The sequence below is a fragment of the Pseudomonas sp. GW821-FHT09C08 genome (assembly GCF_059418125.1).
Map to the genome: position 1 here is coordinate 51,797 of NZ_JBWKPG010000008.1, position 16,235 is coordinate 68,031.

Consider the following 16,235-nt stretch of genomic DNA (forward strand, 5'->3'; position numbering starts at 1 on the left):
GGGCGTAGCTCAGTTGGTAGAGCACGGGATTGTGACTCCCGTTGTCGAGGGTTCGATCCCCTTCGTCCACCCCATATTTTGAAAGGCGCCAGATTAATCATCTGGCGCCTTTGCTTTAAGAGCTTCAAGCGCGGATGTGGTGGAATTGGTAGACACACTGGATTTAGGTTCCAGCGCCGCGAGGCGTAAGAGTTCGAGTCTCTTCATCCGCACCAATAAAAGCTTTGTCCCTCCGTCAGGTGGGTATAAGGCTCGACAAAGAAGTGGTTTGGTTTCTTTGTTAACGCAATATGGTGGGCGTAGCTCAGTTGGTAGAGCACGGGATTGTGACTCCCGTTGTCGAGGGTTCGATCCCCTTCGTCCACCCCATATTCGAAAGGCGCCAGATTTAACAGTCTGGCGCCTTTTTTGGTTTTAGCGGTTCGAATATTCGGCGGCTGCAGGTAGTGGGTCGCAAGGGCAGGCGTTTCGTCGTATTTATGTGTCTCGATGATGCCGCGCTGCCTGCTGGCCCTGTTTGAGGGTTGGCCGTCAGGGAGATGGATGACGACTTCTTCTATATATAGAAGAGGCGGCGCAGAGCCCTGGCGTGATGGGCTGTATTTGTCACCGGGGCGAGGTACATCAGTGCCTTCGTACCGATAAATTGCCGGCTGTTTTCGGGCGTATTCTCAGTAGGGTGACTTCTTGAGTTTGACCCACTAGAATGCATGCCCTTGATTGGGGTCGGAAATGGCCGGCTAACGTCTGTGCAACGAGGAATATCCATGCAAGTTTCTGTTGAAAATACTACTGCTCTCGAGCGCCGCCTGAGCATCACCGTGCCGGCAGAGCGTATCGAGACTGCGGTCAACAAGCGTCTGCAGCAGACTGCCCAAAAGGCCAAGATCGCTGGTTTCCGTCCAGGCAAAGTGCCAATGAGCGAAATCAAGCGCCGTTTTGGTGCTGATGCGCGTCAGGAAGCGGTAGGCGACGTGATCCAGGCTTCCTTCTATGAAGCAGTTGTCGAGCAAAAGCTGAACCCGGCTGGCTCGCCTTCGATCGAGCCGAAGTCCCTGGAAGCGGGCAAGGACCTGGAATACGTTGCCGTATTCGAAGTGTTCCCAGAGTTTGAAGTGGCAGGTTTCGAAGGTATCGCTATCGAGCGCCTGAGCGCTGAAGTAGCTGATTCCGACCTGGACAACATGCTGGAAATCCTGCGCAAGCAGAACACTCGTTTCGAAGTGGTCGACCGTGCCGCCCAGAACGAAGACCAGCTGAACATCGATTTCGTTGGCAAGGTTGACGGCGAAGTGTTCGCTGGCGGCTCCGCCAAGGGTACTCAGCTGGTGCTGGGTTCCAACCGCATGATCCCTGGCTTCGAAGACGGCCTGGTTGGCGCGAAGGCGGGCGAAGAGCGCGTTCTGAGCCTGACTTTCCCGGCTGACTACCAGAACCTGGACCTGGCTGGCAAAGCCGCCGAGTTCACCGTAACCGTCAACAGCGTTTCCGAGCCTAAGCTGCCAGAACTGAACGAAGAATTCTTCGCTCAATTCGGTATCAAGGAAACCGGCATCGAAGGCTTCCGCACCGAAGTTCGCAAGAACATGGAGCGCGAACTGCGCCAGGCCATCAAGTCCAAGGTCAAGAACCAGGTCATGGACGGTCTGCTGGCCGCCAACCCGATCGAGGTGCCTAAGGCCCTGCTGTCCAACGAAGTGGACCGCCTGCGCGTGCAAGCTGTGCAGCAGTTCGGTGGCAACATCAAGCCTGACCAACTGCCGGCCGAGCTGTTCGAAGAACAAGCCAAGCGCCGCGTCGTGCTGGGCCTGATCGTGGCTGAAGTGGTCAAGCAGTTCGACCTCAAGCCTGACGAAGATCGCGTTCGTGAAATGATCCAGGAAATGGCTTCGGCCTACCAGGAGCCTGAGCAGGTCGTGGCTTGGTACTACAAGAACGACCAGCAACTGAACGAAGTACGTTCGGTTGTGCTGGAAGAACAAGTTGTGGATACTGTTCTGCAGAAGGCTAAGGTGACCGACAAAGCGGTCTCTTACGAAGAAGCAGTCAAACCGGCGGAAGCAGCACAAGCCGACTGATTGTCCAACTCGTTGGAAATTCAACCATAAGCCAGCCTCGCGCTGGCTTATGCGTTTTCAAGACATGACTATTTGGGAGTAACTGCAGAGCATGTTCCGTAATTCCTATATTCAGCAGAACTCTGATATCCAGGCCGCCGGCGGCCTGGTCCCGATGGTTGTCGAGCAGTCCGCTCGTGGCGAACGCGCCTACGACATCTACTCGCGCCTGCTCAAGGAGCGAGTGATCTTTCTGGTGGGCCCGGTAGAGGACTACATGGCCAACCTGATCTGTGCGCAACTGCTGTTCCTTGAAGCGGAAAACCCGGACAAGGACATCCATCTCTACATCAACTCACCTGGCGGTTCGGTGACGGCGGGCATGTCGATCTACGACACCATGCAGTTCATCAAGCCGAATGTATCGACCACTTGCATCGGCCAGGCCTGCAGCATGGGCGCGTTCCTGCTCACCGCAGGGGCCCACGGCAAGCGTTTCTGCCTGCCGAACTCGCGCGTGATGATTCACCAGCCACTGGGCGGTTTCCAGGGCCAGGCGTCGGACATCGAAATCCACGCCAAGGAAATCCTCTTCATCCGCGAGCGTCTCAACACGCTGATGGCCAAGCACAGCGGGCGCACCCTGGAAGAAATCGAGCGCGACACCAACCGCGACAACTTCATGAGCGCCGAAGTCGCGCGTGATTACGGGTTGATCGACGCAGTGATCGAAAAGCGCCCCGCTTAATATAAGCCGCTCAAAATAGGGCTGGTCGGCATGTCCGATCATCGGCGGGCTTGAAAAAGCCCGCATAAGCCTTCATCTTGTGTTGCAAGCCTATCGGATTTGGATCGAACGAATGACTGACACCCGCAACGGCGAGGACAACGGCAAGCTGCTCTATTGCTCCTTCTGTGGCAAAAGCCAGCATGAAGTACGCAAATTGATTGCCGGCCCCTCGGTCTTTATCTGCGACGAGTGCGTCGACCTGTGCAATGACATCATCCGTGAGGAGGTGCAGGAAGCACAGGCCGAAAGCAGCGCGCATAAATTGCCTTCGCCTAAAGAAATCAGCGGCATCCTTGACCAGTATGTCATCGGTCAAGAGCGTGCAAAGAAGGTTTTGGCCGTAGCGGTGTACAACCACTACAAGCGCTTGAACCAGCGTGACAAGAAAGGCGACGAAGTCGAACTCGGCAAGAGCAACATCTTGCTGATCGGTCCTACAGGCTCGGGTAAGACCCTGCTTGCAGAAACCCTCGCTCGCCTGCTGAACGTTCCGTTCACCATCGCCGACGCAACCACCCTCACCGAGGCTGGCTACGTGGGTGAGGACGTCGAGAACATCATTCAGAAACTGCTGCAGAAATGTGACTACGACGTAGAGAAAGCCCAGATGGGTATTGTCTACATCGACGAAATCGACAAGATCTCGCGCAAGTCCGACAACCCGTCGATCACCCGGGATGTTTCCGGTGAAGGCGTGCAGCAGGCCCTGTTGAAACTGATTGAAGGCACGGTCGCTTCCGTACCGCCACAAGGCGGCCGCAAGCATCCGCAGCAGGAATTCCTTCAGGTTGATACGCGCAACATCCTGTTCATCTGTGGCGGTGCGTTCTCGGGTCTGGAGAAGGTTATCCAGCAGCGTTCTACCCGTGGCGGTATCGGTTTCAGTGCAGAAGTGCGCAGCAAGGAAGAAGGCAAGAAGGTGGGCGAGTCCCTGCGTGAAGTCGAGCCTGACGATCTGGTCAAGTTCGGTCTGATCCCGGAATTCGTCGGCCGTCTGCCGGTCCTGGCCACGTTGGACGAGCTGGATGAGGCTGCTCTGATTCAGATCCTCACCGAGCCGAAGAACGCCCTGACCAAGCAATACGCGAAGCTGTTCGAAATGGAAGGTGTAGACCTCGAGTTCCGTACCGACGCGCTCAAATCGGTGGCCAAGCGGGCACTGGAGCGCAAGACCGGTGCACGTGGACTGCGCTCGATTCTCGAAGGCGTGTTGCTCGACACCATGTACGAAATCCCCTCGCAGTCCGAGGTGAGTAAAGTGGTGATCGATGAAAGCGTTATAGAAGGCAAGTCCAAGCCACTGTATATCTACGAAAACAGTGAGCCGGCTGCCAAGGCTGCGCCAGACGCGTAAGCGTTTCGCAGTTTCGGTACAAACAAGGGGCCTTTAGGGGCCCCTTTGTTTTTCATGAAGATTTTTTACTGCGTGTAACTGCCAGCATTGAGCTTGTTTTTTTTACACGCAGCCCCCATCTTGGTTTCAAGCTTACTTTTCAACTGTCATAGAGGCGAAATCATGAAGACAACCATCGAATTGCCTCTCCTGCCGTTGCGTGATGTCGTCGTCTATCCGCACATGGTTATCCCGCTGTTCGTGGGGCGCGAGAAGTCTATCGAAGCCCTCGAGGCCGCGATGACGGGCGACAAGCAGATCCTGCTGTTGGCCCAGAGAAATCCTGCCGATGATGATCCTGGCGAAGATGCCCTGTATCGCGTCGGTACCATTGCCACCGTACTGCAACTGCTCAAACTGCCCGATGGCACCGTCAAGGTGCTGGTCGAAGGCGAGCAACGCGGTGCGGTCGAGCGCTTCATGGAGGTGGACGGCCACCTGCGCGCCGAAGTGGCGCTGATCGACGAAGTCGAAGCCCCTGAGCGCGAATCCGAAGTCTTTGTCCGCAGCCTGCTCTCGCAGTTCGAGCAGTATGTGCAGCTGGGCAAGAAAGTCCCGGCTGAAGTGCTGTCTTCGCTTAACAGCATCGATGAGCCAAGCCGCCTGGTCGACACCATGGCTGCGCACATGGCGCTGAAGATCGAGCAGAAGCAGGACATCCTCGAAATCATCGACCTGCCGGCCCGTGTCGAACACGTGCTGGCGCTGCTGGATGCCGAAATCGACCTGCTGCAGGTTGAGAAGCGCATCCGCGGTCGCGTGAAGAAACAAATGGAGCGCAGCCAGCGCGAGTACTACCTGAATGAGCAGATGAAGGCCATTCAGAAGGAGCTCGGCGACAGCGAGGAAGGCCACAACGAAATCGAAGAGCTGAAAAAGCGCATCGATGCCGCCGGCCTGCCGAAAGACGCGTTGACCAAGGCCAATGCCGAGCTGAACAAGCTCAAGCAAATGTCGCCGATGTCCGCCGAAGCCACTGTGGTTCGCTCCTACATCGACTGGCTGGTGCAGGTGCCGTGGAAGGCCCAGACCAAGGTACGCCTGGACCTGGCGCGCGCCGAGGACATCCTGGATGCCGACCACTACGGCCTCGAAGAAGTCAAAGAGCGCATCCTCGAATACCTCGCCGTGCAAAAGCGCGTGAAGAAGATTCGTGGCCCGGTACTGTGCCTGGTAGGGCCGCCTGGTGTGGGTAAAACCTCCCTGGCCGAGTCCATTGCCAATGCCACCAACCGTAAATTCGTGCGCATGGCCCTCGGTGGCGTGCGTGACGAAGCGGAAATCCGTGGTCATCGCCGTACCTACATCGGTTCGATGCCAGGAAGATTGATTCAAAAGATGACGAAAGTGGGCGTGCGCAACCCGCTGTTCCTGCTCGATGAAATCGACAAGATGGGCAGCGACATGCGCGGCGATCCGGCCTCGGCATTGCTCGAAGTGCTCGACCCCGAGCAGAACCACAATTTCAACGACCATTACCTGGAAGTCGACTACGACCTCTCCGACGTGATGTTCCTGTGCACCTCCAACTCGATGAATATCCCGCCAGCGCTGCTGGACCGAATGGAGGTGATTCGTCTGCCGGGTTACACCGAAGACGAGAAGATCAACATCGCCGTCAAATACCTCGCGCCCAAGCAGATTTCGGCCAACGGCCTGAAGAAGGGCGAGATCGAATTCGAGGTCGAGACGATCCGCGACATCGTTCGTTACTACACCCGCGAGGCCGGTGTGCGCGGTCTTGAGCGTCAGATCGCGAAGATCTGCCGCAAGGCAGTCAAGGAACATGCGCTGGAAAAACGCTTCTCGGTGAAGGTCACGGCCGACTCCCTGGAGCACTTCCTGGGTGTGCGTAAATTCCGTTACGGCCTGGCCGAGCAGCAGGACCAGGTAGGGCAGGTGACTGGCCTGGCGTGGACCCAGGTGGGCGGCGAATTGCTGACCATTGAAGCTGCAGTAATCCCGGGCAAGGGCCAGTTGATCAAGACCGGTTCGCTGGGCGATGTGATGGTCGAATCGATTACCGCCGCGCAGACCGTGGTGCGCAGCCGCGCAAGGAGCCTGGGGATCCCCCTGGACTTCCACGAGAAGCACGACACCCATATCCACATGCCGGAAGGGGCGACGCCTAAAGACGGCCCTAGCGCAGGCGTAGGCATGTGCACGGCCCTGGTGTCGGCATTGACCGGTATTCCGGTGCGCGCCGATGTCGCCATGACCGGCGAAATTACCCTGCGTGGCCAGGTATTGGCTATCGGTGGTTTGAAAGAGAAATTACTCGCTGCGCACCGGGGTGGAATCAAGACCGTGATCATTCCTGAAGAGAATGTTCGCGATCTGAAGGAAATTCCTGACAACATCAAGCAGGATCTTCAGATTAAACCGGTTAAATGGATTGACGAGGTCCTGCAAATTGCGCTGCAATACGCGCCGGAGCCCTTGCCGGATGTGGCTCCGGAGATAGTCGCTAAGGACGAAAAGCGCGAGTCTGATTCCAAGGAAAGAATTAGCACGCATTAATGTGTTGAAGCCTGGGGGCTTCCTTGACAGCTTTTTAGAGCCCTTGTTATAAAGCGGCTCTTAAGTGTCTGTAGGCCATTCAGCACTGGTTTTTGCTTTCACCAAAAAACTTAGAATCATACTCAATAGATATATAAGGGGACTTAGAGTGAACAAGTCGGAACTGATTGATGCTATCGCTGCATCCGCTGATATCCCGAAAGCTGCTGCTGGCCGTGCGCTGGATGCAGTAATCGAATCCGTCACTGGCGCTCTGAAGGCCGGCGACTCCGTAGTACTGGTAGGCTTCGGTACTTTTTCTGTGACTGACCGCCCAGCTCGCACTGGCCGTAACCCACAGACTGGCAAAGCACTGCAAATCGCTGCTGCCAAGAAACCAGGTTTCAAAGCCGGTAAAGCCCTGAAAGAAGCCGTTAACTAAGCTTCGATCAAGCCTTTGCCTACCCGGGTCGGACGCAGGTCTGGCCTGGCAGCGGAGCGGCAGCTGACCCACGTATCCATCGGGTCGCCACGCCGGGGGTGTGGGTTCAAACCCCCGTCCGCTCCGCCAGTTACGAGAAGGCGCATCCTCGGATGCGCCTTTCTTCTATCCGGACTCTACCCACGCTCCACGGTTGCCAATTTTTGAAGTTCAACCGTTTCTGGGGGACGCATGCTGCAAAATATCAGGGACAATTCACAAGGCTGGATTGCCAAGACCATTATCGGGATCATCGTCGCTTTGATGGCGTTCACCGGTATCGAGGCTATTTTTCAGGCTTCGACCAACACCAAGCAGGACGTGGCCAAGGTCAACGGTGAAGAAATCACCCAGACCGAACTGAGCCAGGCTGTCGACATGCAACGTCGCCAACTGATGCAACAGCTGGGCAAGGATTTCGATGCTTCGCTGCTCGACGAAAAACTGCTGCGCGACGCCGCCCTCAAGGGCCTGATCGATCGCAAGCTGCTGCTGCAAGGCGCGGCTGATTCCAAGTTCGGCTTCTCTGAAGCAGCACTGGACCAGGTCATCCTGCAGACACCGGAATTCCAGGTGGACGGCAAGTTCAGTGCCGAACGCTTTGACCAGGTGATCCGTCAACTGGGCTACAGCCGACTGCAGTTCCGTCAGATGCTGACCCAGGAAATGCTCATCGGCCAGGTTCGCGCAGGCATCGCCGGCAGCGGTTTCGTGACCGACGCCGAGGTGAACGCTTTTGCCCGTCTGGAGAAGCAGACCCGCGATTTCGCCACCGTCAACATCAAGGCCAACCCTGGCGCGGTGAAACTCACCGACGACGAGGTCAAGGCTTACTACGACCAGCACGCCAAGGAGTTCATGACCCCGGACCAGGTGGTCATCGACTATCTGGAGTTGAAGAAGTCGTCCTTCTTCGACCAGGTTGCGGTCAAGGACGAGGAGTTGCAGGCGGCCTATCAGAAAGAAACCGCCAACCTCGCTGAACAGCGTCGTGCGGCGCACATCCTGATTGAAGTCAACGACAAGGTCACCGACGCGCAAGCCAAGGCCAAGATCGAGGAAATCCAGGCGCGCCTGGCCAAGGGCGAGTCGTTCGAAGCCCTGGCCAAGGAGTATTCCCAGGATCCAGGTTCGGCCAACAATGGCGGCGACCTCGGCTTTGCCGGCCCTGGCGTCTACGACCCGGACTTCGAAACCGCCTTGTACGCGTTGAACAAGGACCAGGTCTCGGCGCCGGTGCGCAGCACCTTCGGTTGGCACTTGATCAAGTTGTTGGGCGTTGAAGCACCGCAAGTGCCGACGTTCGCCAGCCTGAAGGACAAGTTGACCCGCGAGCTCAAGACCCAGCAGGTCGAGCAGCGTTTTGTCGAAGCGACCAAGCAATTGGAAGATGCGGCATTCGAAGCCTCTGACCTGGCCCAGCCAGCGTCCGACCTGAAGCTGACCGTGCACACCTCCGCGCCGTTTGGCCGTGAAGGTGGCGAAGGCGTTGCGGCCAACCGTGCCGTGGTCACCGCTGCGTTCAGCCCGGAAGTCCTGGATGAAGGTGCCAACAGCAGCGCCATCGAACTCGACCCGGAAACCATCATCGTGCTGCGTGCCAAAGAGCACCGCAAACCTGCGCAACTGCCGCTGGAAAGCGTTGCTGCGCCGATCCGTGCACAGATGATCAAGGAGCGCGCCAGCGCCGCTGCCAAGACGCATGCCGACGAGTTGATCGCCAGCCTGCGTGATGGCAAGACCCCGCTGAACCAACCGATCGATGGTCAGGCCTGGAAAGTCACTGAAGCGGCTACCCGTAGCCAGGAAGCGATTGACCCGGCCGTGCTGCAAGCCCTGTTCCGCATGCCCAAGCCTGCGGCCAAGGACAAGCCGACCTTTACCACCGTGACCCTGGCTGACGGTAGCCTGGTGATCGTGCGCTTGAACGGCGTCAATGAAGCCGCAGCCCCATCGGAAGAAGAAAAAGCGCAATACCGCCGCTTCCTCGCTTCCCGTGTCGGCCAGCAGGACTTCGCGGCGTACCGCAAGCAGTTGGAAACCAAGGCCGACATCAAGAAGTACTGATGACGGTTTGAATAAGAAAGCCCCCGGCCAGCAATGACCGGGGGCTTTTTTTTGTGCGCTAGACTGGGCGTTCGCAATCGTCGAGCAAGGAGGTTCACGCGTGTTGATTCAGGAACAGGAAGGCTGGGTGATCCGTCGCGCCACTGAGGCGGATGTTCCTGCGGTGCTGCAGGTGTTTGACGAGGTGATTGAGTGGTTCGCATGCCTGGGCAATAACCATCAATGGGGCACTGAGCCCTGGTCGGCCTCGCCCCGTCGAGTCGCGCAAGTGTCGCAAGCCTGCGCACTGCCGGGTGCCTGGGTGGTAGAGGCCCCCATGGGGCAGATCCTGGCTGCACTGGTGCTGGGCGAGCCGATGCCTTATGTGCCAGCGGCGGCCGAGCCGGAGGTGTATGTGCGATTGTTGATCGCCGCGCGCGACCCCCGTGTACGCGGCCTGGGGCGGCGCCTGTTGGCATTCGCCGATGACCAGGCGCGCGCAGCCGGTGTCACGCGCCTGCGGGTGGACTGCTACGCCGGCGGCACAGGTGACCTGGTGGGTTTTTATGAGTCGTGCGGCTATACGCGAATCTCAACCTTCAACCTGGAGGGGTGGCCGGGCCAGTTGCTGGGGCGCAGCCTGTAAAGCGCCGACCAGGGCCAGCAGCATCAGCAGTACCACCGCCCAGGCAAAGGCCGAGACGCCCCAGCCCTGCAGCAATACGCCGCCGGCCAGGCCGCCGCCGGCTATGCCGAGGTTCCACACGGTCACCAGCATCGATTGCGCAGCGTCTGCCGACGCTCCCGCTGACTTCGCGAGTGCGGTCTGCAGCAAGGCCGGCAGTCCGCCGAACGCCAGGCCCCATAAGGCCACTGCGACATAGATGACGGCGGGGACGTTGATCCAGAACGCCAGGGCCACGGCGATCAGGCCAAACAGCGCACAACTGATCAGCAGCAGTGTGCGCAACCACTGGTCAATCAGCACTCCAGCCAGCCAGATGCTCAGCAATGCCGCCAAGCCAAACACCAGCAGCACGCGGTCGACGTCGGTGGTAATCCCGGCCGGCACCAACAGTGGGGCGATGTAGGTGTAGAGAATGTTGTGGGCCAGCACGTAGGTAAAGGTCACCCACAGCACCGGACGAATGCCGGGTAACCTGAGTACCTGGCGCAGGCCCAGGCGCTGCTGTGCGGGTTGGCCGGCAAAGTCCGGAAGCTGCCAGCGCGCCCACACCAGCAACACCAGCGTCAGCCCGGTCATGATCGCAAAACTCAGGCGCCAGCCGACTAGCGTGCCGAGCAGGGTACCGGCCGGTACGCCCAGGGACAGGGCCAATGGTGCGCCCAGCATCGCGATCGCGATGGCCCGGCCTTGCAGGTGCGGGGCAACCATCCGGCTGGCATAACCGGCCAGCAGTGCCCAGAGCAGCCCGGCGAAGACCCCGGCAAAAAAACGCGCTACCAGCGTCAGTCCGTAATGGCTGGACAGCGCGGTCACGCTGTTGACCAGGGCAAAGCCACCGATGGCAATCAGCAGCAATGGCCGTCGCCGCCAGCCGCGGGTCAGCAGCGTGAGCGGGATGGCCGCCAGCAACGAGCCCAAGGCGTAGAGCGTGACCAATTGGCCGACCAGCGCGGGCGACACGCCGAGGCCTTCGCCCATCTGCGGCAGGAGCCCGGCGGGCATGGCTTCGGTGAGGATGGTGATAAAGCCGGCCGAGGCCAATGCGAGCAAGCCGCCGAGCGGCAGTGCGTCACGCTGGGTAACGGGTGGGGAATCGGTGAGTGCGGTCATCAAACTCTATCCATGCAAAGGGCAAGGCGCCAGAGTAGGGGGCTGTGCACGTCGGAAAAACAGGCTAAGGTTCCGAACTTATCGGACTCAGGCGTCCGCAATCAAAAAGGGCATGATCATGGACAGCTTGGGCAGCCTCTCGGTTTTCGTGCAGGTGGCGGAAACGCGCAGTTTCACCGCCGCCGGTCGCGTGCTGGGGGTGTCCTCTTCAGCAGTGGGCAAAAGCATTGCACGCATGGAGGAACGCCTCGGCGTGCGGCTGTTTCATCGCAGCACCCGCAGTATCACCTTGACCAGCGAAGGCTCGCTGTTTCTGGAGCGATCACGGCGCATTCTTGCTGAGGTGGAGGCCGCTGAGCGCGAGCTGACCGAGGCCAGCGCAACGCCGCGCGGCAAGCTGCGCATCAGCGTGCCGCAAGTGCGGGGCCTGTTGATGCCGGTGCTCAGCGACTTCATGCGCGCCTATCCGGACATCGAGCTGGATGTGGATTTTTCCGACCGCATGGTGGACGTGATCGAGGAAGGGTTCGATGCGGTGATTCGCACCGGCAAGCCGGAAGATTCGCGCTTGATGGCGCGCCACCTGGGGCATTACCAATTGGTGCTGGTGGGCACCCCGGCTTACTTTCAGCAGCATGGTACGCCGCTGCAGCCCCACCACCTGAGCGAGCATGCTTGCCTGCGCCACAAGTTCTGCGCCACCGGTAAACTCGAGCACTGGCCGCTGCGCCTTGCGCCGGGCACTGCGGAGCCGACCTTGCGCACACCGTTGGTCAGCACCACCATCGAGTCGCTCAACCATGTGGTGCACGAGGGCCTGGGCATAGCCTGCCTGCCGGACTACATGGTCAACCAGGCCGTGGCGCAGGGACGCCTGCAACGGGTGCTGGATGACTACCTCGAACACCGGGGCAGTTTCTGGATGCTATGGCCATCAAGTCGCCATGCCTCGGCGAAATTACGCGTGTTTATTGATCATATGTGCGCTGGGCTTTTTCCCACGGCAGCTGTCGTGTAGGCCTGTGACGTTTTACCGACAGGAATGCGCGCGCCAAGCACGCGTTCTGTTGCACAATACCGCCCGGACTGTTTTCCTCAGGATTTTCAATGTCGACATCATTTCACTTGCGTAGCCTCGGGTTGGCGCTGGTGTTGGCGGGCGCCGCGGGCTGCTCGTCACCCAAGACCGCTATTTATGAACATGAGAATTTCGACGACTCCGGTACGTTTTCCCGGGATTATCCGGTCACCGATGTAGCGGCTTGCGAAGCCGCACGCCGGGCCTTGCTGAGCCAGGGCTACATCATCACCAGCAACGATCCGAAACTGGTGGTCGGTAACAAGAGCTTCCAGCAGACCGGCGAGACCCATCTGCAGATCAGCTTCAACGTGGTGTGCGCCGATGATGGCAAAGGCAACAACCACTCGACGATGTTCGCCAATGCCTTGCAGGATCGCTATGCGCTGAAGAAGGTCAACAACTCCGCGAGCCTGGGTGTGGGAGTGTTGGGGTCGGTGTCGATGCCAATCGGCTCCACCGATGACTCGATGGTCAAGGTCGCGAGCGAGACAGTCTCTGCGCCGAAGTTCTACGACCGTTACTTTGCGCTGGTGGACGTGTTCCTGCCGCAGGAAGTGAAGAAGGCCGAGCATATTCCCGAGAAGCCCAAGGCTGACCTCGGTGTGCCGGAGCCCAAGACACCGCCAGCCGCCGAAAAGGTCGAGGCGCCGAAGGAAGAACCGGCTGCGCCAGCGGCCTCTGAGCCGGTGGTGCCGGCTCCCGAGGCTGCACCGATCGCGCCGCAGGCCGAACCTGCACCCGCAGCGACTACCCCCGACCTGCCGCCGCCGACAGAGGCGATTCCCCCTCTGCCGACGCCCGCGCAGTAACTCAGACGGCTACGGGATCGACCTTGTCGACGTTGATCCCGTAGCGTTTGATCGCTTCACTGACCCTGTCCCGACCGATCACGCCGTCATCCGCCAGCGCCTTGAGGGCCGCCAGCGCGATGAAGTGCCGGTCCACCTCAAAGAATGCGCGCAACGTTTCCCGGGTGTCCGATTGTCCGAAGCCATCGGTGCCCAGCGCGACAAAGCGTCGAGCGGGTACGAACGGGCGGATCTGATCGGCGAACAACTTCATGTAGTCCGTTGCGACCACCACGGGGCCCGTGTGCGCTTGCAGGCATTGCTCGACGTAACTCACGCGCGGCTCACTGTCCGGATGCAGCAGGTTCCAGCGTTCAACCGCGTGCCCGTCACGGCGCAATTCGGTGAGGCTGGTCACGCTCCACACCGCGCTCTGCACGCCGAAATCCTCGGCGAGCAGGGCGGCGGCGGCGATGACCTCGCGCAGGATCGAACCACTGCCCATCAGCTGCACCTGGGCTTTGGGGTCACCGCTGAGGCGGTACATGCCTTTTAGAATGCCGTCTTCCACTCCGTCCGGCATCGCCGGGTGCGGGTAGTTTTCGTTGAGCAGGGTGATGTAGTAGTAAATGTCCTCCTGTTCGACGTACATGCGCCGCATGCCTTCGCGAATAATCACCGCCAGCTCGTAGGCAAAGGTCGGGTCGTAAGACACGCAGCACGGAATCACCGAGGACAGGATGTGGCTGTGGCCATCGTCATGCTGCAAGCCTTCGCCCATCAGCGTGGTGCGCCCGGCCGTGGCGCCGAGCAGGAAGCCGCGTGCCCGTGCATCGCCGGCAGCCCACGCCAGGTCACCGACGCGCTGGAAGCCGAACATCGAATAGAAAATATAGAACGGCACGGTCATCAGGCCGTGGTTGCTGTAGGACGTACTCGCCGCGATCCATGAGGAAATAGCGCCGGATTCATTCAGGCCTTCCTGCATGATCTGTCCGTCCTTGCTCTCCTTGTAGTAGCTCAGTTGCCCGGCGTCCTGTGGCGTGTAGAGCTGGCCGACGGCCGAGTGGATGCCGATCTGGCGGAACAGGCTTTCCATGCCAAAGGTGCGTGACTCGTCCGGCACGATGGGCACGACCAGCTTGCCCAGGTGCGGGTCCTTGAGCAGGGTGCCGAGGATGCGCACGAAGGCCATGGTGGTGGAGATCGCGCGGTCACCGGTGTCCTTGAGCTGGGTGGCGAAGGCGCTCAGTTCGGGGATCTGCAACGCTTCGACCGCCGCGTGCCGCGCTGGCACGTAGCCGCCCAACGCCTGGCGCCGTGCCGCGAAGTAGCGTGCTTCCTCGCTGTCGGCGGCCGGCTTGAGGTAGGGGATTGCGTCGAGTTGATCGTCAGCCACTTCCAGGTCGAAACGGTCGCGGAAGGCCTTGACGGCGTCGGCGCCCATTTTTTTCAGCTGGTGGTTGATGTTCTGGCCTTCGCCGGCTTCGCCCATGCCGAAGCCCTTGACGGTTTTCGCCAGGATCACCGTCGGGCGTCCCGTGTGGCGAACGGCTGCCGCATAAGCGTTGTAGACCTTGTCCGGGTCATGGCCGCCGCGTGAGAGTTTCCAGATTTCGTCGTCGGACATATCCGCAACCAGTGCGAGCAACTCCGGGTATTTGCCGAAGAAGTGTTCGCGCACGTAGGCACCGTTCTGCGACTTGTAGTTCTGATAGTCGCCGTCCACGCATTCCATCATGCGTTGGCGCAGCAGGCCGCTCTGGTCTTTTTCCAGCAGCGCGTCCCAGCCGCCGCCCCAGATCACCTTGATCACGTTCCAGCCGGCGGCGCGGTACAGGCTTTCGAACTCCTGGATCACCTTGGCATTGCCACGCACGGGGCCGTCGAGGCGCTGCAAGTTGCAGTTGACCACGAAGATCAGGTTGTCGAGTTTCTCGCGACCGGCCAGGGAGATGGCGGCCAGGGATTCCGGCTGGTCCATTTCGCCATCACCGAGGAATGCCCACACCTTGCGGCCCTGGTGCTGCTTGAGGCCACGCAGTTCCAGGTAGCGCATGAAGCGCGCCTGGTAGGCCGAAGTGATCGGCCCAAGGCCCATGGACACGGTGGGGAATTGCCAGAAGTCCGGCATCAGCCGCGGGTGAGGGTAGGACGAAATACCGTCGCCACCGGCCTCGCGGCGGAAATTGTCCAGCTGGGCTTCGCTGATACGGCCTTCGAGGTAAGCGCGCCCGTAGACGCCCGGTGAGGAATGGCCCTGGATATACACGAGGTCGCCGTCGAAGGTGTCGGTACGGCCACGGAAGAAGTGGTCAAAGCCTACGTCGTACAGCACGGCGGCCGACGCATAAGTCGCGATATGCCCACCCACACCTGAGTGTTTGCCTGCACGCAACACCATGGCCATGGCGTTCCAGCGGATAAACGCGTTGGTGCGTCGCTCAATGGCGAGGTTGCCGGGGTAGGGCAACTGGCGGTCCACCGGGATGGTGTTGACGTAGGGCGTGGTGACGCGCCCGTAGAAGTCGCCATGCCGCGCCACGTCGAAATCCAGCAATTGATCGATCAGGTAGTGGGCGCGCGGGCGGCCTTCGGTGGACAGCACCGATTCGATGGACTCCAGCCACTCGCGGGTTTCCTGTGGATCGTCATCGCGGCGGACTGCGTTGTTCGGGGTCATGGGAGGCTCCAGGGTAGGCGGATTTCAAGTGGCGGTCTCCTTGTGGGAGTGCCGTCAAAAGTAATTGCAATTGCAACTACATGGCCGAATCTAGCGCGGGATGAGCTACTATTGCAACCTTCTTGAAATTCCCCGGATGGTGTTGCATGTCGTCGAAAGAGCCTGATGTCTGGTTCCGCTTTGTCAGGGCCCACAGGACGGTCATCCGTGAAATCGAGCGCCGCCTGGCCGCGGCCGACCTGCCGCCCTATGCCTGGTACGACGCGCTGTGGGGCCTGGAAAGCGGCCCCGACGGTACCCGCCGCATGCACGAATTGGCCGACGTGCTGGCCATCGAGCGCTACAACCTCACTCGCCTGGTGGACCGCCTGGAAAAGGACGGCCTGGTGCTGCGTTCGCGCTCCGACGGAGATGGCCGCGCGGCGTTTGCCTCGATCACCGACGCCGGCCGGGTCTTGCGCAAAAAAATGTGGGCGATCTACGAAAGCACGGTGGACGAGTTATTCCTGTCGCAAATCGAGCCGGAGCAGCGCCAGGCCTTCGCCGACGCACTGGAACGCACTGCCGGGCTGGCGATGGACGCGGGCGTCCAGACCCGCAGTCGCCGCAAAACCTGAAG

General features: G+C 59.9%; 12 protein-coding genes and 2 tRNA genes. 12 read left to right on the forward strand and 2 right to left on the reverse strand.

Features of this window, described 5'->3' with window-relative positions; genetic code table 11:
• The first annotated feature begins 130 nt into the window (after nt 1-130).
• The 9 genes from AC07OJ_RS24465 (at nt 131) to AC07OJ_RS24505 (ending at nt 9,912) form a co-directional block, all read left to right on the forward strand.
• Nucleotides 131-215, forward strand: a tRNA-Leu gene (locus AC07OJ_RS24465).
• 78 nt (nt 216-293) lie between these two features.
• Nucleotides 294-369, forward strand: a tRNA-His gene (locus AC07OJ_RS24470).
• A gap of 398 nt (nt 370-767) precedes the next feature.
• Entirely contained in the window at nt 768-2,078 is a 1,311-nt protein-coding gene (gene tig, locus AC07OJ_RS24475; protein ID WP_495095346.1) for a trigger factor, read from the forward strand.
• Nucleotides 2,079-2,169: 91 nt separating this feature from the next.
• On the forward strand, nt 2,170-2,805 hold the full coding sequence (gene clpP, locus AC07OJ_RS24480) for an ATP-dependent Clp endopeptidase proteolytic subunit ClpP (protein ID WP_065901167.1): 636 nt from the start codon (nt 2,170-2,172) through the stop codon (nt 2,803-2,805).
• A 112-nt stretch (nt 2,806-2,917) separates the two neighbouring features.
• Nucleotides 2,918-4,201, forward strand: coding sequence for an ATP-dependent Clp protease ATP-binding subunit ClpX (clpX, locus tag AC07OJ_RS24485; protein ID WP_010209414.1), 1,284 nt, complete (start codon nt 2,918-2,920; stop codon nt 4,199-4,201).
• A gap of 162 nt (nt 4,202-4,363) precedes the next feature.
• Nucleotides 4,364-6,760, forward strand: coding sequence for an endopeptidase La (lon, locus tag AC07OJ_RS24490; RefSeq protein ID WP_065901165.1), 2,397 nt, complete (start codon nt 4,364-4,366; stop codon nt 6,758-6,760).
• Nucleotides 6,761-6,893: 133 nt separating this feature from the next.
• A complete protein-coding gene (locus AC07OJ_RS24495) occupies nt 6,894-7,181 on the forward strand; it encodes an HU family DNA-binding protein (protein WP_221034285.1) in 288 nt (95 codons plus the stop codon).
• A 231-nt stretch (nt 7,182-7,412) separates the two neighbouring features.
• Nucleotides 7,413-9,287 (forward strand): SurA N-terminal domain-containing protein, encoded by a 1,875-nt coding sequence (locus tag AC07OJ_RS24500; protein WP_065901161.1) that lies wholly within the window; start codon nt 7,413-7,415, stop codon nt 9,285-9,287.
• Between the two features lie 100 nt (nt 9,288-9,387).
• Nucleotides 9,388-9,912 carry a GNAT family N-acetyltransferase gene (locus tag AC07OJ_RS24505; RefSeq protein ID WP_495095347.1) on the forward strand — a complete coding sequence of 175 codons (525 nt, stop codon included), beginning with the start codon at nt 9,388-9,390 and terminating at the stop codon, nt 9,910-9,912.
• On the opposite strand, the gene AC07OJ_RS24510 is transcribed toward AC07OJ_RS24505, so the two are convergent.
• Nucleotides 9,859-11,064, reverse strand: coding sequence for an MFS transporter (locus AC07OJ_RS24510; RefSeq protein WP_495095348.1), 1,206 nt, complete (start codon nt 11,062-11,064; stop codon nt 9,859-9,861). The genes AC07OJ_RS24505 and AC07OJ_RS24510 overlap by 54 nt on opposite strands.
• 118 nt (nt 11,065-11,182) lie before the next feature.
• Here AC07OJ_RS24510 and AC07OJ_RS24515 point away from each other — a divergent pair, with 118 nt between their 5' ends.
• Together AC07OJ_RS24515 and AC07OJ_RS24520 are read left to right on the forward strand one after the other, a co-directional pair.
• On the forward strand, nt 11,183-12,082 hold the full coding sequence (locus AC07OJ_RS24515) for a LysR family transcriptional regulator (protein WP_106803350.1): 900 nt from the start codon (nt 11,183-11,185) through the stop codon (nt 12,080-12,082).
• Between the two features lie 89 nt (nt 12,083-12,171).
• A complete protein-coding gene (locus tag AC07OJ_RS24520) occupies nt 12,172-12,954 on the forward strand; it encodes a DUF2242 domain-containing protein (protein WP_106803351.1) in 783 nt (260 codons plus the stop codon).
• 1 nt (nt 12,955) lies between these two features.
• Here AC07OJ_RS24520 and aceE read toward each other — a convergent pair whose 3' ends face one another.
• Nucleotides 12,956-15,616, reverse strand: coding sequence for a pyruvate dehydrogenase (acetyl-transferring), homodimeric type (gene aceE / locus AC07OJ_RS24525; protein WP_495095349.1), 2,661 nt, complete (start codon nt 15,614-15,616; stop codon nt 12,956-12,958).
• A 146-nt stretch (nt 15,617-15,762) separates the two neighbouring features.
• On the opposite strand from aceE, the gene AC07OJ_RS24530 reads away from it, so the two are divergent.
• A complete protein-coding gene (locus AC07OJ_RS24530; protein ID WP_120449032.1) occupies nt 15,763-16,233 on the forward strand; it encodes a MarR family winged helix-turn-helix transcriptional regulator in 471 nt (156 codons plus the stop codon).
• The last annotated feature ends 2 nt before the right edge of the window (nt 16,234-16,235 follow it).